Annotated in this window: 21 protein-coding genes; 20 read left to right on the top strand and 1 reads right to left on the bottom strand. The window is 44.7% G+C overall.

Annotated elements, in window-relative coordinates:
- Positions 1–5: 5 nt before the first annotated feature.
- The 5 genes from M72_RS10975 (at position 6) to M72_RS10990 (ending at position 6,430) form a co-directional block, all read left to right on the top strand.
- The gene (locus tag M72_RS10975) at positions 6–1,679 is read left to right on the top strand and encodes a ribonuclease J (RefSeq protein ID WP_022046440.1); all 1,674 of its coding nucleotides are present in this window, start codon (positions 6–8) and stop codon (positions 1,677–1,679) included.
- 7 nt (positions 1,680–1,686) lie between these two features.
- The gene (locus tag M72_RS17190; RefSeq protein WP_022046439.1) at positions 1,687–1,863 is read left to right on the top strand and encodes a hypothetical protein; all 177 of its coding nucleotides are present in this window, start codon (positions 1,687–1,689) and stop codon (positions 1,861–1,863) included.
- Positions 1,864–1,871: 8 nt separating this feature from the next.
- Positions 1,872–2,537: an O-methyltransferase gene (locus M72_RS10980; protein WP_022046438.1), complete on the top strand. Its 666-nt coding sequence runs from the start codon at positions 1,872–1,874 to the stop codon at positions 2,535–2,537.
- Entirely contained in the window at positions 2,524–3,777 is a 1,254-nt protein-coding gene (locus M72_RS10985) for a peptidase U32 family protein (RefSeq protein WP_055068245.1), read from the top strand. Before M72_RS10980 ends, M72_RS10985 begins: the two co-directional genes overlap by 14 nt.
- Before the next feature lie 118 nt (positions 3,778–3,895).
- Positions 3,896–6,430 (top strand): hypothetical protein, encoded by a 2,535-nt coding sequence (locus M72_RS10990; protein ID WP_055068246.1) that lies wholly within the window; start codon positions 3,896–3,898, stop codon positions 6,428–6,430.
- Positions 6,431–6,521: 91 nt separating this feature from the next.
- Here the strand turns inward: M72_RS10990 and aroC are convergent, their stop codons facing one another.
- Positions 6,522–7,622 (bottom strand): chorismate synthase, encoded by a 1,101-nt coding sequence (gene aroC / locus M72_RS10995; protein WP_055068247.1) that lies wholly within the window; start codon positions 7,620–7,622, stop codon positions 6,522–6,524.
- A 120-nt stretch (positions 7,623–7,742) separates the two neighbouring features.
- Between aroC and M72_RS11000 the strand changes: the two genes are divergently transcribed.
- The 15 genes from M72_RS11000 (at position 7,743) to M72_RS11065 (ending at position 26,038) form a co-directional block, all read left to right on the top strand.
- On the top strand, positions 7,743–9,506 hold the full coding sequence (locus tag M72_RS11000; protein ID WP_055068248.1) for a glycoside hydrolase family 13 protein: 1,764 nt from the start codon (positions 7,743–7,745) through the stop codon (positions 9,504–9,506).
- A 26-nt stretch (positions 9,507–9,532) separates the two neighbouring features.
- Positions 9,533–10,681 (top strand): tRNA guanosine(34) transglycosylase Tgt, encoded by a 1,149-nt coding sequence (gene tgt, locus M72_RS11005; protein ID WP_022045846.1) that lies wholly within the window; start codon positions 9,533–9,535, stop codon positions 10,679–10,681.
- Positions 10,682–10,759: 78 nt separating this feature from the next.
- Positions 10,760–11,083 carry a preprotein translocase subunit YajC gene (gene yajC / locus M72_RS11010; RefSeq protein WP_022045847.1) on the top strand — a complete coding sequence of 108 codons (324 nt, stop codon included), beginning with the start codon at positions 10,760–10,762 and terminating at the stop codon, positions 11,081–11,083.
- Between the two features lie 202 nt (positions 11,084–11,285).
- Positions 11,286–12,386, top strand: a complete 1,101-nt coding sequence (gene leuB / locus M72_RS11015) for a 3-isopropylmalate dehydrogenase (protein ID WP_055068249.1) — start codon at positions 11,286–11,288, stop codon at positions 12,384–12,386.
- Between the two features lie 12 nt (positions 12,387–12,398).
- Positions 12,399–14,072, top strand: coding sequence for a dihydroxy-acid dehydratase (ilvD, locus tag M72_RS11020; protein WP_022045849.1), 1,674 nt, complete (start codon positions 12,399–12,401; stop codon positions 14,070–14,072).
- An 18-nt stretch (positions 14,073–14,090) separates the two neighbouring features.
- Positions 14,091–15,770: a biosynthetic-type acetolactate synthase large subunit gene (ilvB, locus tag M72_RS11025; protein ID WP_022045850.1), complete on the top strand. Its 1,680-nt coding sequence runs from the start codon at positions 14,091–14,093 to the stop codon at positions 15,768–15,770.
- A gap of 35 nt (positions 15,771–15,805) precedes the next feature.
- Positions 15,806–16,888: a 3-phosphoserine/phosphohydroxythreonine transaminase gene (serC, locus tag M72_RS11030; protein ID WP_055068250.1), complete on the top strand. Its 1,083-nt coding sequence runs from the start codon at positions 15,806–15,808 to the stop codon at positions 16,886–16,888.
- A gap of 1 nt (position 16,889) precedes the next feature.
- On the top strand, positions 16,890–18,053 hold the full coding sequence (locus tag M72_RS11035) for a phosphoglycerate dehydrogenase (RefSeq protein ID WP_022045852.1): 1,164 nt from the start codon (positions 16,890–16,892) through the stop codon (positions 18,051–18,053).
- Between the two features lie 124 nt (positions 18,054–18,177).
- Positions 18,178–19,416, top strand: a complete 1,239-nt coding sequence (locus M72_RS11040; RefSeq protein WP_055068251.1) for a DUF1015 domain-containing protein — start codon at positions 18,178–18,180, stop codon at positions 19,414–19,416.
- Between the two features lie 35 nt (positions 19,417–19,451).
- Entirely contained in the window at positions 19,452–20,348 is an 897-nt protein-coding gene (locus tag M72_RS11045; RefSeq protein ID WP_055068252.1) for a mechanosensitive ion channel family protein, read from the top strand.
- Positions 20,349–20,386: 38 nt separating this feature from the next.
- Positions 20,387–23,314, top strand: a complete 2,928-nt coding sequence (locus tag M72_RS11050; RefSeq protein WP_055068253.1) for an insulinase family protein — start codon at positions 20,387–20,389, stop codon at positions 23,312–23,314.
- Between the two features lie 19 nt (positions 23,315–23,333).
- Positions 23,334–24,242, top strand: a complete 909-nt coding sequence (gene era, locus M72_RS11055; protein ID WP_022045856.1) for a GTPase Era — start codon at positions 23,334–23,336, stop codon at positions 24,240–24,242.
- Positions 24,243–24,329: 87 nt separating this feature from the next.
- A complete protein-coding gene (locus tag M72_RS16880) occupies positions 24,330–24,509 on the top strand; it encodes a hypothetical protein (protein WP_022045857.1) in 180 nt (59 codons plus the stop codon).
- Positions 24,454–25,185 carry a DNA repair protein RecO gene (gene recO / locus M72_RS11060; RefSeq protein ID WP_022045858.1) on the top strand — a complete coding sequence of 244 codons (732 nt, stop codon included), beginning with the start codon at positions 24,454–24,456 and terminating at the stop codon, positions 25,183–25,185. Before M72_RS16880 ends, recO begins: the two co-directional genes overlap by 56 nt.
- A gap of 61 nt (positions 25,186–25,246) precedes the next feature.
- Positions 25,247–26,038 (top strand): hypothetical protein, encoded by a 792-nt coding sequence (locus tag M72_RS11065; protein ID WP_055068254.1) that lies wholly within the window; start codon positions 25,247–25,249, stop codon positions 26,036–26,038.
- Positions 26,039–26,040: the final 2 nt, after the last annotated feature.

A 26,040-nucleotide genomic window follows, 5' to 3' on the forward strand; every position in this document is an offset into this window, starting at 1 on the left:
GATTTATGAAAAAACAGGAAAAACAGAATAACAGTAAGCTTAAGATTATACCGTTGGGAGGTCTTGAGCAGATTGGTATGAATATTACTGCCTTTGAATACGAAGACAGTATTATTGTGGTGGATTGCGGTCTCGCATTCCCGGAAGATGACATGTACGGAGTGGATCTGGTGATTCCGGATGTCACTTATTTAAAGGAAAATATTGATCGTGTCAAAGGATTTTTTATTACGCACGGACATGAGGATCATATTGGTGCCATCCCATATGTTTTAAAAGATGTCAATGTGCCGATTTATTCGACCAGACTGACCAATGCCCTGATCGAGCACAAACTCGAAGAGCATGATATGCTCAAAAAAGTAAAAAGAAAAGTTGTCAAATACGGACAGCACATCAATCTTGGATGTTTCCGTGTAGAGTTTATCCGCACGAATCACAGCATTCAGGATGCGGCGGCACTTGCGATTTATTCCCCGGCAGGAATTGTCCTGCATACAGGAGATTTTAAGGTTGATTATACACCGGTATTTGGAGATGCCATTGATCTGCAGCGTTTCGGCGAGATCGGTAAAAAAGGAGTGTTAGCACTGCTTTGTGACAGTACCAATGCGGAGCGCCCGGGATTTACAGATTCCGAAAAGTCAGTAGGAAAAACGCTGGATAACATTTTTTCCGAGCATAAAAATACAAGAATTATTATTGCGACATTTGCATCCAATGTGGATCGTGTGCAGCAGATCATCAATTCTGCAGACAAGTTTGGAAGAAAAGTTGCGATTGAGGGACGAAGCATGGTCAATATTGTATCCATCGCTTCGGAACTGGGATATATTTCCCTGCCGGATAACATTCTGATTGATGTGGATCAGCTGAAAAATTATCCGGATGAAAAGACGGTTATCATTACAACGGGAAGCCAGGGAGAGTCCATGGCCGCATTGTCCCGCATGGCATCCGGCATGCACCGCAAAGTTACCATTAAGCCAAATGATACCATTGTATTCAGTTCCCATCCGATTCCGGGAAATGAGAAATCGGTTACCGGTGTGATCAATGAACTGATGCGCAAGGGTGCAGATGTGATTTTCGAAGATGTACATGTCAGCGGACATGCGTGCAAGGAAGATATCAAGCTGATTTATTCTCTGGTAAATCCGCTGTACGCGATTCCGGTGCATGGAGAATACAAGCATCTGATTGCACAGGCGAAGATTGCGGAAGAGCTTGGATATGACAGTGATCATATCAAAATCCTTTCTTCCGGAGATGTGCTTGAGATCGATGAGAATGGTGCAGAAGTGACCGGACATGTGCCGGTTGGCAATGTAATGGTAGACGGACTTGGTGTCGGAGATGTCGGAAATATCGTTCTTCGGGATCGTCAGCGTCTGGCAGAAGACGGAATTATTATTGTCGTCATGACACTCGAAAACGGAACCGGACAGGTACTTGCAGGACCGGATATCGTATCGAGAGGTTTCGTCTATGTACGTAATTCCGAGAGTCTGATGGATGAAGCAAAAACAGTTCTCGATAAGACCATGGATTATTGTATGGATCACAACATTACCGATTGGGGCAAGATCAAAAATGAAGTAAAAGATGCTCTGGGTGATTTCGTCTGGAAAGAGACCAAGAGACGTCCGATGATCATGCCGATTATCATGGAAGTATAGGGGTATTATGAATAAAGCTTTGTTCACTTTCATTAAAATTGCGTTTGTTATTATGCTGATCCTGCTGATTTTATATGGAACCGTTCATTTATGCAGGACCTGTTATGATTACGGGTATCGTTTCTTTGCAGAAAAGCAGATGGTACCGGATACGCAGGATGTGGAAAGCACGGAGGCACAATAGAAATAAATATGATAGTAGATGAACGACTGGTAACATATATCAATTCCCTGGATACGGGAAATACCAGAATTTTGGATGCTGTCGAACGAGAAGCTCTGGATTCCTATGTTCCGATTATTCGGAAGGAGATGCAGAGCTTTTTGAAGCTTTTGCTGGCGATGACAAAACCAAAAAGAATTCTGGAAGTCGGTACTGCGGTAGGGTTTTCTTCCATTCTGATGGCAGAATATGATCCGGTACCGTGTGAGATTGTCACGATTGAAAATTATGAAAAGCGAATCCCGATTGCCCGGGAAAATTTTAAGAGAGCAGGGAAAGAAGAGCAGATTACACTGCTTGAAGGGGATGCAGCGGAAATCCTTCCGACACTCACCGAGCCGTTTGATCTGATCTTTATGGATGCCGCAAAAGGACAGTATATTCATTTTATGCCGGATATTCTGCGTCTGCTGAAAACCGGAGGGACACTTGTCTCGGATAATGTGCTGCAGGATGGGGACATTATTGAGTCCCATTATGCGGTGATCCGCAGAAACCGGACGATTTACAAACGGATGCGGGAATATTTGTATGAGTTAACGCACCGGAAAGATCTGGTAACAGCGGTGCTGCCGGTGGGAGATGGAATTACAGTCAGTACAAAAGTAGAGGTAGAAAACGATGAGAAAGAATGAGTTGCTTGTTCCGGCAAGCAGTCTGGAAGTATTAAAAATTGCAGTTATTTATGGAGCCGATGCGGTCTACATCGGGGGAGAGGCATTCGGACTCAGAGCCAAGGCAAAAAACTTTACCATGGAAGAGATGGCAGAGGGAATTGTATTTGCACATGCACGGGGAGTTAAAGTTTATGTGACGACAAATATTCTGGCACATAATTATGATCTTGACGGTGCGCGGGAATATCTTACGGAACTGCAGAACATGAAGCCGGACCGGCCGGATGCTCTGATCATTGCAGATCCGGCAATCTTTACGATCGCCGGAGAAGTATGCCCGGATATTGACCGCCATATCAGTACACAGGCAAACAACACCAATTACGGAACATTTCAGTTCTGGGAGAAACTCGGTGCTACCCGTGTGGTAACGGCAAGAGAACTTTCCCTGCGGGAGATCCGGCAGATCCGGGAACACATTTCCGATGATCTGGAGATAGAGACATTTGTACATGGCGCTATGTGTATTTCCTATTCTGGAAGATGTCTGCTGTCCAATTATTTTACAGGAAGGGATGCCAACCGCGGGGCATGTACACATCCGTGCCGGTGGAAATATTCTGTGGTTGAAGAGAAGCGTCCGGGTGAGTATTTTCCGGTATATGAGAATGAGCGCGGAACCTATATTTTCAATTCCAAAGATCTGTGTATGATTGAGCATATTCCGGATCTTCTGGAAGCAGGAATTGACAGTTTTAAGATTGAGGGACGTATGAAGACCGCACTTTATGTGGCAACGGTGGCGCGTACTTACCGTAAGGCGATTGACGATTATCTGGAATCTCCGGAGAAATATCAGGAAAATATGCCATGGTATCTCGAACAGATCAAAAGCTGCACATACCGCCAGTTTACCACGGGATTTTTCTACGGAAAACCTTCGGAGGAGACACAGATTTACGATAACAACACGTATGAAAAGGGATATACCTATCTGGGAATTGTCGGTCCGAAAAATGAAAAGGGAATGTACCGGGTGGAACAAAAGAATAAATTTTCTGTCGGAGAACAGATCGAAGTGATGAAACCGGACGGACGCAATGTGACCGTTACGGTGCGGGGACTGATGGATGAAAAGGGAGAGCCGATGGAATCCTGTCCGCATCCGCAGCAGATCTTTTATGTGGATCTGGGGATGGAACCGGATGAATATGATATTCTCCGGAGACGGGAAGAAGAAGCGATCGCCCTGGATTAAAAAAATCTTAAGAAACACCCTCTGTCTGAACAATTGCGAAAGCACAGAGGGTGTGCTAATATAAGACAAAAGGACGTTGTTCTTAAGTAGCGAGTGAACCAGATAAGGAGGAGAGATTATGCGTTTGCAAAGCAAAAAACTGATTGCTGTATTGTGTGCGCTGGCAATGATTATTTCTGTATTTCCAGTACAGGCAGATGCGGCAGCAAAACCGAAATTTGTAAAAAATTATACGGTTCTTTATGAAAACAGCACCGGTAAGGGTGTGTATACATATACCGTAACCAATCTTACCAAAGGGCAGAGGGTAAAATGGAGCCTTTCCGGCACCGGAAAAAGTTATGCAAAGCTGAAGAAAACAACGACATCCGTGAGCGGAAAGACATCTGCAAACAGTCTGACAATCCGCACCCGGGGAAAGGCAGCCGCAAAGAATAAAACCGTAATTGTAACTGCAAAAGTTTACAAAGGGAAGAAGTGCGTGAGCACGATCAAGACAAAGTCTGCCAAGATTAAAATACTGCCGAAAACAATTTCCATTGTAGATAACGGAGTCTTGAAATATCAGGTGGGACAGACCTATCAGTTCCGGTTCCGTATCACTCCGGCAAATGCCATCAGCACCAATGTCTGGACCGCTATGGATGGAAACGGAAATGATGTTTCGTCCATGATTACAAAGACCGGTGCATTTACTCCGGCAAAAGAAGGTACTTATACCATCACCGTGCAGGCCAAAGCGGGAAATAAAGTGGTTTCCGACAGCAAGGTTATTACTGTCGCAACTTCCATGACCGGAATTGCACAGATGGCAGCAAACAAGGTAGCGGCTGTATATTCCGGAAATGCCAAAAATCTTGTGAAAACAGGAGATTTTTCTATCCGGACCCAGGCAGGTGCAAAGATGGAAATCAAGTCGGCTGTATTTTCCGATGACGGAACACAGGTATTTCTTACAACCTATAATCAGCTGAAAGACGGTGCAACCTATACGGTTACCGATGGACAGTCAACATATGACTTTACCGCATCCGTAGGAAGACCGGTCAGCCTTAGAGTTGTGACAACAGAAGTGACCGTCGGAAAAGAGACACCAATCGAATACGAGATTCTTGATGCAAACGGAATTGATGTCAAGACAGCATATCCGGGAGATATTACTTATACGGAACGGATTACAAATGGTTACCGTACAAAGGATAATAAGATTTATATGACCAGAGTTGGGGATACCGGAACGGTTACACTGACTTATAAATGTGCAAGCGATCCGAATCTGGTACTGACCGGAAGCGGAACCTTTGTATGTAAGGCAGCCAGTGTGTCAAACAACACAAACCTTACACTTACCTCTTCGGAAGCAGTGCCAAATTACAGTGCATCCAGTTACAAGGACAATCATAATGTAGCATCCGGCAGCAATTATTATGTACATTTCCGGGCATTGGATACAGACAATACCGAGATGAAGTATGACAGCATCAAGTTTGAGTCTTCCGATCCGGACACATTGCTTGTAAATCCTGGAAAGAACAATGTTGCTTATGCAACAGCAATCAAGACAGGTACCGCAAATATTATCGTTACCGCAACCTATGCAAAGCAGGAATACACTTATGTATACGAGATTACGGTGGCGGAACCGGCATACCTTGCAACACTGACTGCAGATAATACGCAGATTACCATGTCAAACGCTTATGCGGCAGGCTATAAGGAATACGTCAATATCGATGGACGGGATCAGTATGGTCAGAGTATGAAACTTGAAAACGAGACATACCAGATCGTAGAAAACAGTACCAATAAAGTATCTATGGCTACCTATGATCCGGCAACCGACCGTATGGTATTTGACGCATCCGGAAGGGCAGCAGGTGTTTACAATTATACCCTGACCCTGACAATGAACGGACATAAGGCATCCGTTAATGTTACCGTTGTTGTACAGACTCCTCCTTATAATGGAGCATCTTCCTATAAGGTTGATATCAGCAAACCGGTCATTGATCTGGCAATTACTTCCGGAGCATCTGCATCGGATCTGCTTGCATCAAAAGTGACAACATTGCGTCTGGCAGAGTATCGCGGAGGCGTATTTTATCAGTATGTGAATATTGCATCTGTAAGGATCAGTAAGGGCGGACAATATTATGAAAGTGATCTGTCAAAGGGTGGATCTTCAACAGAACCTGCAGCAATTGGCAGTGGATCAGAAATTCCGATTTCTGCGGTTTCACTGAATGGAAATGTTGTGACAAAGGCACAGACAGGTACTTATCTGCTGGAACTGAAGTTCTATCCAAGTGATGGACAGAGCACATCACTGGCTACAACTACGGGATATCTGGAAGTTACCGACAGTCAGGCAAATCCAGTGATCAGTGTAGATCGCACCGTATCTACCGTAAACTGTAAGACGGCACTGGATCTGGCAAAGAACTGCCTGAGCATTCAGGGAATGGATGGCGGAGTGATTGCAGACTGTACCGTCACCGGATCGAGTGTACCGGGCGCAAGTTATTCCGTTACTTCAGGAATGTCTGTCAATATCAATTCCGTTGTTGTACAGGCAACCACAACACTTTCCGATAAGACAACGGTTGTATCTAATTATACGGTTTCTGTGGGAAGGACATTGAGAAATCAATAATACTCAGCTTAAAAAAGAAAATCACAGGACGCGAAAAGCGCTCCTGTGATTTTTTTGCGTAAAATATGAAATGATATATAAAAATATTCGGTTAAGATTGATAAAAATCAATAATCCGGTCAAGTCTTGCGGTCATGTTGGAAAGGAGCGCATCTAAAATCGTGATAGCTGTCATTGCCTCAACAACGACCACTGCACGCGGAACGATAATCGGATCGTGTCGTCCTTTGATACTGATCTCAATTTCTTTTCCGTCTTTGTTGACGGTCTGCTGTGTTGCTGCAATGGACGGTGTCGGTTTGACGGCTGCACGGAAAAATAACAGCGAGCCATCACTCATGCCACCGAGCGTGCCACCGGAATAATTGGTTCTCTTGGAGATATGTCCATTCTCCATGCAAAATGCATCGTTGTTGGTTAGTCCGGTAGCGGTAGCTACACCAAATCCGGCTCCGATTTCAAAGCCCTTTACGGCACCGATCGAGAGGATTGCTTTTGCCAGATTCGCATCGAGTTTTTCAAAAACGGGATCACCGAGTCCGACGGGAAGCCCAAAAATCTGACATTCGATGATGCCACCGCTGGAGTTTTGTTCCTGTAAACATTTTTCGAGATATGCGCTGGCTTTTGCTGCGGCTGTTGCATCCGGCATATACAGCTTGTTTTTTGAAATTTCTGCGGGATCAAACCGGGCAGGATCAATGGACACCGGACCGATTGCCTGACTGTAGGCAAGTATGGAGATGTCCATCTGCTCTAAAATTTTGATCGCAATTGCACCGCCGGCAACGCGTCCGATCGTTTCGCGCCCCGAGGAGCGTCCGCCGCCGCGGTAATCACGAAATCCGTATTTTTCGTCAAAACAGAAATCAGCATGTCCCGGCCGGTAGTAGGAGGCAATTTCACTGTAATCGGCAGAGTGCTGGTCCTTGTTCCAGACCATCATGGAAATCGGGGTACCGGTTGTTTTTCCCTCAAAGACACCGGATAAGATTTCTACGGTGTCACTTTCCCTGCGCTGTGTGGTAAATTTGGACTGGCCGGGTTTACGCCGGTCTAAAAATTTCTGGATATCTTCTTCACAGAGGCTGAGTCCGGCAGGACAGCCATCCACAACAACACCGATGCCTTTACCGTGGGATTCCCCCCATGTGGTGATACGAAATAAATTGCCAAATGATGAGCCTGCCATAAATGCCTCCTTAAAAACGTTAATATTCTAAGGGATATTATAAAAAACATCGCATTGAATAGTCAAGAGAGATATGGTAATATTTAAAGGAAATAAACATAAAAAAGAGAGAGGGAACATATGGAATTTAACGCAGTATATCATCAGGCGAGTGACAATTACTGTTATCCGCTGAATGAGGATGAGCTGATTATCAATATAAAAACGGGCTACGATGTAAAATCGGTATCCATTATACTCGGAGATCCGTTTGCCGCGGGAATATTAGGCGGCGGGGAGCACTGGGATGGAAAAAAGGAGCCGATCATATATAAAAAGCGGTTAAAAAATCAGATCTGGTGGACCACAACCGTGCGTCCGGAGTACAAGCGTCTGAAGTATTATTTTGAACTTCAGACAGGGGAGGAAAGCTGGTTTTATTTTGAAGACGGGTTTGTCAGCAGCGAACAGATGCATCTGGAGGGCAGAAGCCGTCAGTGCTTTGTTTTCCCGTGGATGAATCCCTGTGATGTACCGCGTACCCCGGCATGGGTCAATGATACCGTATGGTATCAGATTTTCCCGGATCGTTTCTGCAACGGAGATCCTTCCAATGATCCTGAGAATGTGGTTTTGTGGAGAGAGCATGGAAGCGTGACCAATGAGGAATGTTTCGGAGGAGATCTGGCGGGGATTACAGACAAGCTGGATTATCTGCAGAATCTGGGAATCAACGGTCTGTATCTGACACCGATCAACGAAGCTCCGTCAAATCACAAATACGATACCACGGATTATACGAAGATTGATCCGCGTTTTGGCGATGAGGAAACCTTTAAACACCTTGTGAAGGAAGCACATAAGCGGGGCATCCGCGTAATGCTTGACGGTGTGTTCAATCATTCCGGATATTATTTCGCACCGTGGCAGGATGTGCTTGCAAAGGGACCAGAGTCGGAATATTATGACTGGTTTATGATCAATGAATGGCCGTTTGATAAAAACGGGCAGGCGGCAAAGAAGAAACAGTATTATACATTTGCCTTTTATGATTCCATGCCAAAGATCAATACAAACAATCCGAAAGTACGCAAATATTTTGTAGATATTTGTGCCAACTGGGTGGAAAATTACGGAATCGATGGAATCCGTCTGGATGTGGCAAATGAAGTTTCCCACAGGTTCTGCAAAGAACTGCATGCGCGGGTCAAGGAGATCAACCCGGATATCTATATTCTCGGAGAAATCTGGCACAACGCGCTTCCGTGGCTGCGCGGAGATGAGTTTGATGCGGTAATGAATTATCCGCTTGGACAAAGTATCAAGGATTTCTGGATTGATAAGAGCCTGACGAATGAAGACTTTGAGTATACAATCAACCGCTGCTATACAAGCTATATGCAGCAGACCAATGATGTGCTGTTTAATCTGCTCGATTCGCATGATACCAAGCGGCTTCGCTCGGATGTGAAGAATCTGGATGAATATTTTGCACAGATTGCTGTGCTTTTTGCAATGCCGGGAAGTCCGTGCATTTACTACGGAACAGAAATTGCCATGGAAGGAAGCTATGATCCGGACTGCCGCAGATGTATGCCGTGGTCGGATATTGAGGCCGGAAAGTATGCAGAGCGCAGCAGGATCATATCTACACTGATTCATCTGCGCCGGCAGGAACCGCTCTTAAAAAGCCGTAATTTTCATTTTCCGAATGATTATGCAGCGTACAGGCGTGTGATCCAGTTTCAGAAAGTGGATTTTCCGGATTGTTATGTGGAAGTGCTGATTAACTGTTGTGAGGAAGATGTCGAGGTAGTGCCGCAGGGAGAAATTCTGCTTGAACGACATTACATAGATTCCACACTTTTGTCCAACGGTATTTTGATCCGCAGAATTCGAAAGTAAATAAAAAGAAAGAGGAATAACAGAAAATGGCTACATATGAGTTGTTAAAACAGGAAGGCAGTGCGAAACGTGCGGTGTTTCATACGGTGCACGGAGATATCCAGACGCCGGTGTTTATGAATGTGGGAACGGTGGCCGCAATCAAGGGTGCTGTTTCAACAATGGATCTCAAAGAGATCAAATGTCAGGTGGAACTGTCCAATACCTATCATCTGCATGTGCGTCCAGGAGACAAGCTGATCAAAGAAATGGGCGGACTGCATAAGTTTATGGTCTGGGATCGTCCGATTCTGACAGATTCCGGCGGATTTCAGGTGTTTTCCCTGGCAGGACTCCGGAAAATTAAGGAGGAGGGCGTATATTTCCATTCCCATGTAGATGGCGCAAAGATCTTTATGGGACCGGAAGAGAGCATGCAGATCCAGTCAAACCTCGGATCGACGATTGCCATGGCATTTGACGAGTGTCCATCGAGTGTGGCAGAGCGCAGATATGTCGAAGATTCTGTTGCGCGTACGGCCCGCTGGCTGGAGCGGTGCAAAAAAGAAATGCAGCGTCTGAACAGTCTGGAAGATACGATTAATAAAGAGCAGCTGTTGTTTGGAATTAACCAGGGAGCAATTTTTTCAGATATCCGGACGGACCATGCAAAGAGAATTTCGGAACTGGATCTGGATGGGTATGCAATTGGCGGACTTGCAGTGGGAGAAACCCATGAACAGATGTATCAGATCATAGAGGAGACCGTTCCGTATCTTCCGAAAAACAAGCCGACGTATCTGATGGGCGTGGGAACACCTGCAAATATTCTCGAGGGGGTAGCGCGCGGAATCGATTTCTTTGACTGTGTATATCCGAGCAGAAACGGACGCCACGGACATGTATATACCAACGAAGGAAAGTTGAATCTGTTTAACCAGAAATACGAAAAAGACATGCGTCCGATTGAGGAGGGCTGCCAGTGTCCGGCATGCCGGCACTACAGCAGAGCCTATATCCGGCATCTGTTAAAAGCAAAGGAAATGCTTGGCATGCGCCTGTGTGTTCTTCATAACCTGTATTTTTACAATACCATGATGGAAGAGATCCGGGATGCTCTCGATGCCGGAAATTTTGCTTCCTACAAAGAAGAAAAACTGTACCGGATGGGACAGTCAAGTATAAAAAATGTCTAAAAAAGCCAAAAAGGCTTGCCCAAAGAACGGAAGTTGTGTAGAATGGGTTTTAGTATTTGAATATAGGAGGAAACATTGATGAGCGCAATTTTAGCAAATAGCAGCGCTTCCGCTTCCGGCGGAATGGGCATGTTTGGTATGATTATCTGGCTGGTAGTAATCTTCGGATTTATGTATTTTCTGATGATTCGTCCACAGAAGAAGGAGCAGAAGAAAAAAGATCTGATGCTTTCCGAAGTAGCTGTGGGAGACACCGTTCTTACTACATCCGGTTTCTATGGAACAATTATTGATATTGTAGATGATACCGTTATCGTAGAGTTCGGAAACAACAAAAACTGTCGTATTCCAATGCAGAAAGCTGCAATTGCAGACGTAGAAAAAGCAGAATCTGCATCATAAAGAACATGAGAGAGGGTGTCGCATTTGCGGCACCTTTTTGCATTTCTTTCTCAATTCAGAATAATAAAAAAGATCTATTATAATCTCAGATTATATTATTTATGAAAAAGTAAAATGGATTTTTAGTTGAAAAGAAGGCCCTGTTGCTATATATTAATAAGTAATAGACTTTGAAACAGCAGAGTAGAAAAGAGGAAAAGCAATGGAATGTCAAATTGGTGTGATCTCGGGAGACGGTATTGGACCGGAGATCGTTACAGAGGCAAAAAAAGTATTAGACCAGATTGGAAAAAAATATGGTCATTTATTTCATTATACGGATATCCTGATGGGGGGATGCTCGATTGATGCAACCGGAGTTCCTTTGACCGATGATGCGATTGCGGCAGCAAAAGCAAGTGATGCGGTACTGATGGGATCTATCGGAGGAAATACTTCCACATCCCCGTGGTATCAATTAGCACCGGAGCTTCGTCCGGAGGCAGGACTTTTAAAGCTGCGTAAATCGCTCAATCTGTTTGCAAACCTTCGCCCGGCATATTTATATGAAGAATTAAAGGCTGCATGTCCACTGCGTGATGATATCATCGGAACAGGATTTGATATGATGATTATGCGTGAGCTGACAGGCGGTTTGTATTTCGGAGCGCGAAAGACAGAGGAAGTAGATGGCGTGACGACAGCAACCGATACACTTACCTACAATGAAAATGAGATCCGCAGAATTGCAAAGCGAGGTTTTGACATTGCAATGAAGCGCCGCAAAAAGGTAACTTCCGTGGATAAGGCAAATGTTCTGGATTCTTCCCGGCTCTGGAGAAAAATCGTAGAAGAAGTTGCAAAAGATTATCCGGAAGTAACGTATGAGCATATGCTTGTCGATAACTGTGCAATGCAGCTTGTGAAAGATCCAAAACAGTTTGACGTGATTCTGACGGAGAATATGTTTGGAGATATTTTATCCGATGAGGCTTCCATGGTGACCGGTTCCATCGGTATGTTATCATCCGCAAGTTTGAATGATACCAAATTCGGTTTATATGAGCCGAGTGGTGGGTCTGCACCGGATATTGCCGGAAAAGGCATTGCCAACCCGATTGCAACCATTTTAAGTGCAGCCATGATGCTTCGCTATACGTTTGATCTGGATAAAGAGGCTGATGCGATTGAGAATGCCGTGAAACAGGTATTAAAAGAAGGATATCGTACCATTGATATCATGCCGCAGGCAGGAGAGAGCACAGAAGGGATCGAACAGGTTGGCACAGCAAAGATGGGCGACCTGATCGCAGAGAGAGTTTAAGGAGAACATAATATGATAAGTGATAACGCAAGGAGCGGTATGCAGCAGGCTCCGGCGCGCAGTCTTTTCAATGCGCTCGGATTTACCGCAGAAGAATTAAAAAAACCAATGGTCGGAATTGTAAGTTCCTACAATGAAATTGTTCCGGGCCATATGAATATTGATAAAATTGTAAACGCCGTAAAACTCGGCGTTGCGGAAGCAGGTGGCGTACCGGTTGTATTTCCGGCAATCGCGGTATGTGATGGTATTGCCATGGGACATGTCGGCATGAAATATTCTCTGGTTACCAGAGACCTGATTGCAGATTCCACGGAGTGTATGGCTATCGCCCATCAGTTTGATGCACTGGTTATGGTGCCAAACTGTGATAAGAATGTACCGGGGCTTCTGATGGCAGCTGCCCGTCTGAATCTTCCGACCGTATTTGTATCCGGCGGACCGATGCTTGCCGGACATGTGCAGGGAAAGAAGAGAAGTCTTTCTTCCATGTTTGAGGCAGTCGGATCTTACGCAGCAGGAACCATGACAGAGGATGATGTGCTTGAATATGAGAATAAAGTCTGCCCGACCTGTGGGTCCTGCTCCGGCATGTATACCGCAAACTCTATGAACTGTCTGACCGAAGCTCTTGGTATGGGACTTCGCGGAAACGGAACGATTCCGGCTGTTTACTCGGAACGTATCAAACTTGCAAAACATGCAGGTATGGCAGTTATGGATATGTTCCGCAAGAATATCTGTGCGCGTGATATTATTACAAAAGAGTCCATCTTAAATGCACTGACAGTAGATATGGCACTGGGATGTTCCACAAACTCCATGTTGCATCTGCCGGCGATCGCGCATGAGATCGGTTTTGATTTTGATATCAGCTTTGCAAACCCGATCAGCGAAAAGACACCAAACCTCTGCCATCTGGCACCGGCTGGTCCTACTTATATGGAGGATCTCAATGAAGCCGGCGGTGTATATGCAGTGATGAAAGAACTGGCAGATATCGGTCTGTTACATACCGATTGTATGACCGTAACCGGAAAGACGATCGGAGAGAACATTGCAAACGCAGTGAACCGCAATCCGGAAGTCATCCGTCCGGTTGATCATCCATATTCCAAGACCGGTGGTCTGGCTGTTCTGAAAGGAAATCTGGCACCGGATGGTTCGGTGGTTAAGCGTTCTGCTGTTGTCGATGAGATGATGGTTCATGAAGGACCGGCAAGAGTCTTTGAGTGTGAGGAAGATGCTATCGCAGCGATCAAGGGCGGCAAGATTGTAGAGGGTGATGTCGTTGTCATCCGCTATGAGGGACCGAAGGGCGGACCTGGTATGAGAGAAATGTTAAATCCGACTTCTGCGATTGCCGGTATGGGGCTTGGCAGTTCCGTTGCCCTGATTACCGACGGACGTTTTTCCGGTGCATCCAGAGGCGCATCCATCGGACATGTTTCTCCGGAAGCAGCAGTTGGGGGACCGATTGCTCTGGTAGAAGAGGGCGATATCATAAAGATCAATATCCCGGAGATGACATTGAACGTAGATGTTTCGGATGAAGAGATGGCCGCACGACGTGCAAAATGGCAGCCGAGAGAGCCGAAGGTTACCACCGGATATCTTAAGAGATATTCTGCACTGGTTACTTCCGGAAACCGTGGAGCTGTCTTGGAAGTGCCAGAAGAGAAATAAAGGATAGAGGGTTAGAAAATGCAGTTGACAGGATCACAGGTGATTATAGAATGCCTGAAAGAACAGGGTGTAGATACCGTTTTCGGATATCCGGGCGGTGCAATCCTGAACGTTTATGATGAATTATACAAACATCCGGAAATCCGGCATGTACTTACATCGCATGAGCAGGGGGCTTCCCATGCAGCAGACGGATATGCCAGAAGTACAGGAAAAGTCGGAGTCTGTATGGCAACAAGCGGACCGGGAGCCACCAATCTGGTGACCGGTATCGCAACTGCGTATATGGATTCCATTCCGATCGTGGCAATCACTTGCAATGTTGGGGTATCACTCCTCGGAAAAGACAGTTTTCAGGAAATTGATATTGCTGGCATCACAACACCGATTACAAAATACAGTTTTATTGTAAAAGATGTAACAAAACTTGCCGATACGATTCGCAGAGCTTTTTCCATTGCGCGGAAAGGACGTCCGGGCCCGGTTCTGGTAGATATCACCAAGGATGTGACTGCCAACAAAACAGAGTATATAAAGAAAGAGCCAAAAATGCCGCAGCCGGATTGTTCGGCATTCAATGAGGATGATTTAAAGAAAGCCATCCAGATGATTGAAAAGGCAAAGAAGCCGTACATATTTGTCGGAGGAGGAGCAATCCTTTCCGGAGCCAGTGAAGTATTAAAGACATTTGTAGAAAAAACAGATGCACCGGTCTGCGACACACTGATGGGAAAAGGTGCATATGATGGAACATCAGAAAACTATACCGGAATGCTTGGAATGCACGGAACAAAGACGTCCAATCTCGGTGTCAGTGAATGTGATCTTCTGATCGCAGTTGGTGTTCGTTTTTCTGACCGTGTACTTGGAAATCCAAAGAAATTTGCAAAACAGGCAAAGATTCTGCAGATTGATATTGATCCAGTAGAAATCAATAAAAATATTATCGTAAATCACAGCATTATCGGGGATGTGGCAATCGTCCTCGGAAAGCTGAATGAAAAACTTGAGCAGCAGAAACATACCGAGTGGCTTTCCCATATTGCGGATTATCAGAAGATGTATCCTATGACCATTCCAAAGGAAGGGTTAAGTGGTCCGTTTATGATCGCAAAGATCTATGAGATGGCAAAAGATGCCATTATGGTCACGGAAGTCGGTCAGCATCAGATGTGGGCTGCACAGTATTTTAAATACAGTAAACCAAGAACCCTGCTGACATCCGGAGGTCTTGGTACGATGGGGTATGGTCTTGGCGCTGCAATTGGTGCACAGACTGCAAATCCGGATAAGCAGGTGATCAATATTGCGGGAGACGGATGTTTCCGCATGAATATGAATGAACTTGCAACAGCATCCAGACAAAAGCTTCCGTTGATTGAAGTGATTGTCAATAACCATGTACTCGGAATGGTCCGCCAGTGGCAGACACTTTTCTATAAACAGCATTATTCCGCAACGGTTTTAGATGACGGTGTGGACTACGTAAAGATTGCAGAGGCGATGGGCGCAGCTGCCCGGCGTGTGACAACACAGGAAGAGTTTAACGCAGCTTTTCAGGAAGCATTGGAAAGTAAGACGCCGTTTGTAATTGACGCAATTGTGGATTCGGATGACAAGGTATGGCCGATGGTTGCACCGGGGGCTCCGATCAATGAATGTTTCGATGGAAAAGATTTCGAGAGCAAGAATAAATAAGCAACAGCATAGTAAAATATAGGAGGAAGTTTGAAATGAGCAGAGTATACAATTTCTCAGCAGGACCGGCAGTATTGCCGGAGGAGGTACTGCAGGAAGCAGCAGATGAAATGTTGGATTACAGAGGATGCGGCATGTCCGTTATGGAAATGAGCCACAGATCCAAAGTGTTCGATGACATCATCAAGGATGCAGAAAAAGATTTAAGAGAGCTGATGAACATTCCAGATAATTATAAGGTATTGTTCTTACAGGGTGGAGCATCCCAGCAGTTTGCAGCAGTTCCTATGAACCTGATGAAGAATAAGAAAGCTGGATACATTGTCACAGGACAGTGGGCAAAGAAGGCTTATCAGGAAGCACAGATGTACGGAGAGGCAATTGAGCTTGCATCCTCTGCAGATCAGACATTCTCTTATATTCCGGATTGTTCCGATCTGGATATTCCGGATGATCTGGATTACGTTTATATCTGTGAGAACAACACCATTTACGGAACCAAATACAAGAAGCTTCCAAACACAAAGGGAAAGACACTGGTAGCAGATGTATCTTCCTGCTTCTTATCTGAGCCTGTAGATGTGACAAAGTATGGCGTCATCTATGGTGGCGTACAGAAGAATATCGGACCGGCAGGTGTTGTAATCGTAATTGCACGGGAAGACCTGATTACAGATGATGTACTTCCTGGCACACCAACCATGCTCAAGTGGAAGACACAGGCAGACAAAGACAGCCTGTACAACACACCGCCATGCTACGGCATTTATATCTGCGGTAAAGTCTTTGAGTGGCTGAAAAAGATGGGCGGCTTAGAGGAAATGCAGAGACGCAACATTGAAAAAGCAAAGATCCTTTATGATTTCCTGGATGAGAGCAAACTGTTCAAGGGAACTGTCAGAAAAGAAGACCGTTCACTGATGAATGTACCGTTCGTAACCGGAGACAAAGATATGGATGCGAAATTCGTAAAAGAGGCAACTGAGGCTGGCTTCGTAAACCTGAAAGGACATCGTACCGTTGGCGGTATGCGTGCATCCATTTACAACGCAATGCCAAAAGAGGGCGTAGAAAAGCTTGTTGCGTTCATGAAGAAATTTGAGAAGGAGAATGCATAAAATGTTTAATTATACATGCTTAAATCCTATCGCTGGGGTAGGTCTGGATTTATTTTCTGATGATTACAAAAAAGTAGACGATCTGGCAGGCGCTGATGCAGCACTTGTCCGCAGTGCGGCAATGCACGATCTGGATCTTCCGGATTCACTGCTTGCAGTTGCCCGTGCCGGTGCAGGTGTCAACAATATTCCGCTTGACAAATGTGCTGACAAAGGTATCGTTGTATTTAATACACCGGGTGCAAATGCCAATGGTGTAAAAGAACTTGTTTTTGCAGGAATGTTATATGCATCCCGCGATATTGTCGGTGGTATTGACTGGTGTCTGGCAAACCAGAACGATGATAACATTGCAAAAACTGCAGAGAAACAGAAGAAGAACTTTGCAGGAACAGAGATTTCCGGAAAGAAATTAGGTGTCATCGGACTTGGAGCCATCGGTGTGCTCGTAGCAAATGCCGCAACCCATATGGGTATGGAAGTATATGGATATGATCCATATATTTCTGTCAATGCTGCATGGAACTTATCCAGAAGCGTAAAGCATATCAGCAATGTAGAAGATATTTACAAAGAGTGCGATTACATTACGATCCATGTACCTCTTTTGGATTCTACCAGAAAGATGATTGATGCCAATGCGATCGCAATGATGAAGCCTACCGCAATTGTATTAAACTTTGCAAGAGATCTGCTGGTAGACGAAGAGGCAATGGTTGATGCGCTGGCTGCAGGAAAGATTAAGAAATATGTTTCTGATTTCCCGAATACTACAACCGTTGGAGCAAAGGGATGTATTGTCACTCCACATCTTGGAGCATCTACAGCAGAGTCTGAAGACAACTGCGCAATTATGGCTGTCCGTGAGATTCGTGACTACATGGAGAATGGTAATATTACCCATTCTGTCAATTATCCGGACTGCAACATGGGAGCATGTACCACAGCCGGACGTGTTGCAATTCTGCACAAGAATGTCAAGGGTATGATCGGCCAGTATACGACCGTTCTTGGAGAGGCAGATATCAATGTGTCAGATATGACAAATAAGGCAAAGGGTGACTATGCATATGCACTGATCGATGTGGATTCCCAGATTACCGATGATGTGCTGAAAAAACTGCAGGCAATTGACGATGTATTGCGTGTACGCCTTGTAAAATAACAGAAAAGATAAGCATTTTGCTGTATGGCGGTTCGAAAGAACCGCCATATTTTTTCTTGTATAAACGTATTTTTTCCATTATACTAGAAAGGTATAGAAACCAGCACAATTTATGGAGGATAATATGGCAGACATAAAACCATTTGTATGTGTCAGACCGGCAGAAGATGTAGTATCTGCAGTGGCTGCATTACCATATGATGTATATAACAGAGAAGAAGCAAAAGAAGTTGTGGCAAAAAATCCAAAGTCATTTCTGGCAATTGACCGTGCGGAGACACAGTTTCCGGATGATGTCGATACCTATGATGACAGAGTATATGCCAAAGCGGCACAGATGTTAAAAGACTGGATCGCTGACGGCACATTTATCCGGGATAACAGAGAATGTTATTACATATATGAACTGACGATGGATGGAAGAACACAGACCGGCATTGCAGCATGTGCATCCATTGATGATTATGCGAATCAGGTCATCAAAAAACATGAGAATACCCGTGCGGATAAGGAACAGGATCGTATCTGTCACGTAGATACGTGCAGTGCACAGACCGGACCGATTTTTCTGGCATATCGTGCCAATGCCGTGATCAATGAGGTTGTGGCAAAGACAAAGAAACAGGATGCCTTATATGATTTTGTTGCGGAAGATGGTATTCGCCACCGTGTTTTTGTAATATCCGATCCGGAAGATATCAAAACGATCCGGAATGCATTTGCACAGATTGGGGAAATCTATATTGCAGACGGACATCACAGAGCTGCTTCTGCGGTAAAAGTCGGATTTAAGCGGAGAGAAGAACATCCGGGATATACCGGAAAAGAAGAATTTAATTATTTCCTTTCCGTTTTATTCCCGGATGAGGAACTGATGATCATGGATTACAACCGTGTGGTACGGGATCTGGGCGGTATGACCGAAGAGGCATTTTTATCAAAAATGCAGGAACTCTTTGATGTGCAGAAAATCGAAAATGGAAACGATGTACGACCGGTGAAAAAGGGACAATTTTCCATGTTCCTTTCTGATAAATGGTATCGTTGTACCATGCGCCCGGAGTCGGTTCCGGAGGATCCGGTAGAAGGACTGGACGTATCGGTATTGCAGAATGTACTTTTGGCACCGGTACTTGGAATCGGTGATCCAAAGACAGATAAAAGAATTGATTTTGTCGGCGGAATCCGTGGCATGAAAGAGTTAGAAAGAAGATGCCATGAGGACTGTAAGGTTGCATTTGCCATGTATCCGACATCCATTCAGGAGTTATTTGCTGTGGCGGATGCGGGACGTCTCATGCCGCCGAAATCTACCTGGTTTGAGCCGAAACTCCGCAGTGGATTATTCATACATGAGATTTAAAGAATGGCATTATAGGACATAAATGGAGAAATACATTGGGAATTTTAATAACAGACCAACTGACACAGCTTAGCACCGAGAGTGAAGTGTTAAATGAAGTGGCGAAAAATCCGGGAATTATCCGGAAATATTTACAGGATCTGACACCATCTCTGCTGGGGTTTCTCGTTCAGCTGATGATTGCAGTGATTATTCTTCTGGTAGGCAGCCGGATGATCAAAATGCTGGTGAAAATGGTGCGCCGTTTCTTAGAGCGCGGAAAAGTAGAAGCCGGTGTGGTTTCCTTTCTGAGTTCTTTTGTGAAATATGCGCTCTATTTTGTGCTGGCAATGATTATTCTGGGGCAGTTTGGCGTGACGACAAGCTCTGTGATTGCCGTGCTGGGGTCCGCAGGACTTACCATGGGACTGGCACTGCAGGGAAGCCTTTCTAATTTTGCCGGTGGTGTTCTGATTTTGTTGCTGAAACCATTTGTGGTAGGCGATTATATATTGGATAATGCTTCATCGGAAGAAGGAACTGTAAAGGAGATTACCATTTTTTACACCAAGCTGCTTACCATTGATAACAAACTGATCCTGATTCCGAATGGAAGTCTGTCCAACAGCAGTATTACCAATTACAGCCATATGGATATGCGACGGATTGATCTGACCGTCGGGGTTGGCTATGAATCGGATTTGTCAAAGGTTAAAGCAGTGCTTGAGGGTGTGGTAAAGACAGAAACCGCAGTGATAAAGGATGAACCGGTCGATATTTTTGTATCGGATCTGGGGGATAGTGCCGTAGATATGGGCATTCGCGTATGGGTAAAAACAGAAGATTACTGGCCGGTGCGGTGGCGTTTGCTGGAACAGATGAAAAATGCACTGGATGAAAATGGAATTTCGATTCCATTCCCACAGATGGATGTATCGATTCGGAAAGAATAAAACTATTCCGTTGAAATAAAAATGGAAGGATGAGAAATATGGATAAATTGAAATTGTCAGCATATGAAATAATAGAAGTAAGAAAGATTGCGGATATTGAATCCATGGGATATATTCTGCGACATAAAAAAAGCGGAGCACGCGTGTGTGTCATTTCCAATGAAGATGACAATAAGGTGTTTTCGATCGGATTTCGGACACCCCCGGAAGATGAGACAGGAGTTCCGCATATTATCGAGCATACCACGCTTTGCGGATCGGATAAATTTCCGGTCAAAGACCCTTTTATTGAGCTTGCCAAAGGGTCACTCAATACGTTTTTGAATGCAATGACATATCCGGAAAAAACACTGTATCCGGTAGCAAGTTATAATGAGCGGGATTTTAAAAATCTGATGGAGGTATATCTGGATGCGGTATTCCATCCAAATATTACAAAGTATAAAGAGATTTTTATGCAGGAAGGCTGGCACTATGAGCTGGAGTCAGAAGATGCACCGCTGACCATCAACGGCGTTGTATACAATGAAATGAAGGGGGCGTATTCCTCCCCGGATGAAGTGCTTGAGACGGCAATTATGGAAGCACTGTTTCCGGACAATACCTACAGCAAAAATTCCGGAGGAAACCCGGAAAAAATACCGGAACTGACGTATGAAAATTATCTTGCGTTTTATCACAAATATTATCACCCATGCAACTCCTATATTTATCTGTACGGAGATATGGATATAGAAGAGCGGCTCACCTGGCTGGATGAGGAATATTTAAGCCATTATGATGCAAATGAAGTGGAAGTACATTCACAAATCCAGCTGCAAAAGCCATTTGACGCGGTAGTATCCGAGCGCAGAACGTATCCGATCACAGAAGATGAACCGGAGGAGAAGCACACGTATCTTTCTTACAATAAAGTGGTGGGAACCGTTCTTGACCGTGAATTGTATCAGGCATTTTCTGTACTGGATTATGTCCTTGTCAGTGCGCCGGGAGCACCGGTACGCCAGGCACTGATTGATGCGGGAATCGGGGAAGATGTCTACGGATCTTTTGAGGATGGCATGCTTCAGCCGATGTTTTCCATTGTCGCTAAGAATGCCGATGAGTCTGATCAGACCCGTTTTGTGCAGATTATCGAGGAAACCTTACAGAAGCTGGTAAAGGAAGGTCTGAATCAGGATTCCCTTCTTGCGGGAATTAACAGTGCGGAATTCCGGTTCCGGGAAGCAGATTACGGACAGTTTCCGAAGGGACTTTTGTATGGACTGCAGTGTATGGAAAGCTGGCTGTTTGATGATACCAAGCCGTTTATTCATCTGGAATGTCTGGATACGTTACAGTTTTTACGCGAGCAGATCAAAACCGGATATTTTGAAGATCTGATTCAGAAGTATCTGCTGGACAACGCGCACGGTGCTGTGGTTGTGGTTGCGCCGGAGAAGGGACTTAACCGTGCCAAAGAACAGGCACTGGCAGAAAAACTTGCAGCATACAAGGCCGGATTGAGTGACGAAGAGGTGCAGGCGCTGATTGCCCAGACCAGACATCTGCGGGAATATCAGGAAGAACCGTCAAAGGAAGAAGATCTGTTGAAAATTCCGATGCTTGGCAGAGAGGATATGAAAAAAGAAGCCATGCCGTTTTCCAATAAGGAGGAGAACATGGGAGAAATTCCGGTTGTCCGGCATGAGGCACCGGCAAATGGCATCGATTATATTACTCTGATGTTTGAGTGTAATGACATTGCAGAGGAGGAGGTTCCGTACCTTGGACTTCTGCGCGCGGTACTCGGATATGTCAATACCAGATCCTACAGTTATGCCGATCTTGCAAATGCCATCAATATTTATACCGGCGGAATTACCAGTGGGGTCAGCATGTATCCGGATCTGAAAAATCACGATGCGATGGCAGTTAAATTTGAGATCCGTATGAAAGTGCTTGAGAGCAATCTGGAGCATGCCATGAAACTGGCAGAGGAAATCTTAAACAGTTCGGATCTGCACGATACCAAACGACTGGCTGAACTGATTGCACAGGTGAAATCCAGACTGCAGGTGAACTTAAGCAGCAGCGGGCACACGGTAGCTGCAATGCGTGCACTTTCTTACGAATCTGTTTATGCATTTTATAATGATGCGACAATTGGTATTGCATACAATCAGATGATTCGCAGACTGGATGAACAGATGAAAGAGAATCCGCAGGCGGTAGCCGAAAAACTGCAGCAGCTGATAGAAAAAGTATTTGTCAGAAAGAGAATGCTCGTCAGCTTTACCGGAGAAGAAGTCTCTTATGAAAAAGCTTCCCCGATCATGCACAAGTATCTGGAGAAACTTCCGGAAGGAACACCGGCGCAGGCTGCAATCCATCCGGTGCTTTCTAAGAAAAATGAGGGATTTACGGACGCCTCCCAGATCCAGTATGTGGCAAGATCCGGTAACTTTATCAGCCATGGATACGCATATCACGGAACCTTAAAGATTTTAAAAATGATTTTAAGCTATGAATATCTGTGGATGAATATCCGCGTAAAGGGCGGTGCATATGGATGTATGAGTTCTTTCCTTAGAACCGGAGACAGTTATTTTGTATCTTACCGGGACCCGAATCTGGCAAAGACCAATGCCGTCTATGAGAAAATTCCGGAATATGTAGCATCCTTTGATCCGGATGAGCGTGATATGACAAAATATATCATTGGCACGTTTGGAGCTTTAGATACACCGTTAAACCCGGAAGCAAAGGGAAGCCGTTCGATGGCTGCTTATCTGGAACATCTGACCTATGAGGAAATCCAGAAAGAGCGTGACGAGATACTGACAGCGACACCGGCAGATATCCGCAGTCTTTCGGATCTGATCGCCTCGATCCTTTCCGATCAGTGTCTGTGTGTAGTGGGAAATGAGCATGCAATCCGTGAAGAAAGCGGTATGTTTACCTCAATTCAGGGACTGTGCGAATAGCACGATAAAGGAGATACAAATGACAGCAGCAAATTTTAAGTCAGGGTTTGTTACAATTATCGGCAGACCAAATGTAGGAAAATCAACGTTGATGAACCGTCTGATCGGACAGAAGATTGCAATCACATCCAATAAGCCGCAGACAACCAGAAACCGGATCCAGACCGTGTATACGGATATGGAGCGTGGACAGATCGTTTTTCTTGACACGCCGGGAATTCACAAAGCAAAAAATAAGCTTGGTGAATATATGGTAAATGTTGCAGAAAAGACACTGAACGAGGTGGATGTCGTATTGTGGCTGGTGGAGCCGAGTAATTTTATCGGTGCGGGGGAACAGCACATTGTAGAACAGCTGAAAAAAGTTCAGACGCCTGTGATTCTTGTGATCAATAAAGTTGATACCGTGGAAAAAGATAAGGTGCTGGAGTTTATCGATACCTACCGCAAGATTTATGATTTCGCGGAGATTATTCCGACTTCCGCCCTTCGCGGACAGAATGTGGATGACGTGATTGATTCTATTTTTAAGTATCTTCCGTATGGTCCGCAGTTTTATGACGAGGATACGATTACCGATCAGCCGGAGCGTGCGATCTGTGCGGAGATCATAAGAGAAAAAGCACTTCATGCGTTAAGCGATGAAGTACCGCATGGAATTGCCGTTGCCATCGACCAGATGAAACCGCGCAAAGGCGGAAAGATGTATGATATCGACGCAACGATTGTGTGTGAACGGGATTCCCACAAGGGAATTATTATCGGAAAGCAGGGGTCGATGCTTAAAAAGATCGGAACCAATGCGCGTTACGAGATGGAAAAAATGCTGGATGCCAAAGTGAATTTAAAACTTTGGGTGAAGGTGAAGAAAGACTGGAGAGACAGTGATTTTCTGATTAAAAATTTCGGGTATCGGGAGGAAGAATAAAAGATAAAGATCAGATGATGGGTTTCCAATATTTTTCGGGAATAGAATTACCGCCATTGCAGACGATAGTAATGGAGGTAAGGTGCAATGGAGAAAACCTGGGAAACATTCTGGACAACAGGAAAAGTTACCGATTATCTGACTTATCGGAATGAAGTGACGGATGCTGCAGGAAGTGGCGGAGGTCACGGACAGAAGGAACAGCAGAAGTATGAGTCAGTCTGTGATAGTGATGGGCATGGTTTTAACAGCCATGCCTGTCAATGATTATGACAAAAGAATAACAATTCTAACAAAGGAAAGGGGAAAAATCACAGCGTTTGCCAGAGGTGCCAGACGACCGTCGAGCCAGCTGCTGGCAGCGACGAATCCCTTTGCCTTTGGCGAATTCGAAGTGTTTGAGGGAAGAAATTCCTATAATGTTACCAAAGCAAATATTCAGAATTATTTTCGCGAACTGGTTTTGGATCTGGATGCTGCATCGCTTGCGTTCTACTTTGCAGAATTCGCGGAATATTATTGTCAGGAAAATAACGATGAGCGGGAAATGTTAAAGCTTTTGTACCAGTCGTTTCGTGCACTGGAAAACAGCAGGTATTCCAAAGAACTTGTGCGTGCAGTGTTTGAACTAAAAGCCATAACCATCAATGGAGAAGGACCGCAGGTGTTTGCCTGTATGCATTGTCATGCGAAAGAAGACCTGTGTTTCTTTTCGGTGAAAAGGGGAGGCATCTTCTGCAGAACCTGTGCGAAGGAAGTACAGGGCATGTATATTTCCGATTCCACGCGATATACGATGCAGTATATCATATCCACACCTGTCGCCAGATTATACTCGTTTACCGTTTCAGAGGAAGTACTAAGGGAACTGAAGATGATTATGAAAGAATATATGGCGTATTATGTGCATCATGACTTTAAGTCCCTTTCGATTTTCGGTTGAAATGGGAATATGAAAAGTGTATAATATCATGGATTGTGAATAGAGGAGGATTTGTGAAATCATGAAGAAATTCGGTCAGATCGTGCTGGTATTTCTGCTTAGCGTAGGAATGTTTACCGGTTGCGGCACTTCTTACAAAGCGGATGAAAGCACAGTTTTTGTACTGAAAGATGGAAAAATCGTGTCTACCGATGTGGAAAATTTTGACGAAAAGACATATGATAAAGACGGATTGAAAGAATATGTCAAAAATGAAATAGATACCTATAATGAGAAAAACGGAAAGGGAAGCGTTTCGCTGAAAAAACTCGACACAGGAGAAAAAAAGGCAACGCTTACCATTGCGTACCGTACAGCCGAAGATTATCAGAAATTTAATGATATGGAACTGTATACGGGAAGTGTTGCAGAAGCACTGGCCGCAGGGTATTCTTTTGACGGATCGTTTGCATCCGTAAAAAACGGAAAGATCAAAGCGTGTGAGAGCAGCGCATTTCTGGATGACTCCAGCTGCAAAGTGGTTGTAATCCGTGGAAATACAAATGTAAAAGTAAAAGGAACCATCTGTTATGTATCCACGACAAATACCAGTTATGTGGATGCACAGACCATTGCGATCAAAGAAGGAACGTCCCTTCTTGCAGCGGAAAAAACAACAGAGGGAACGGAAAGTGCCACAGAGGCAGCAGGCACACAGATTGAGGAAACGACAGGAGCGGTATCCGATGACGATCTGATCGATGTTACGGAGCAGGAATCCGAAGTGAAGTTTCAGTTTGACGAGGAAGATACCAGTACCGATGATGCCACAGGCGAATTCAGTCAGGTATATACCTATATAATTTATAAGTAACT

The organism is Roseburia faecis (genome assembly GCF_001406815.1).
Taxonomy (GTDB): domain Bacteria; phylum Bacillota; class Clostridia; order Lachnospirales; family Lachnospiraceae; genus Roseburia; species Roseburia faecis.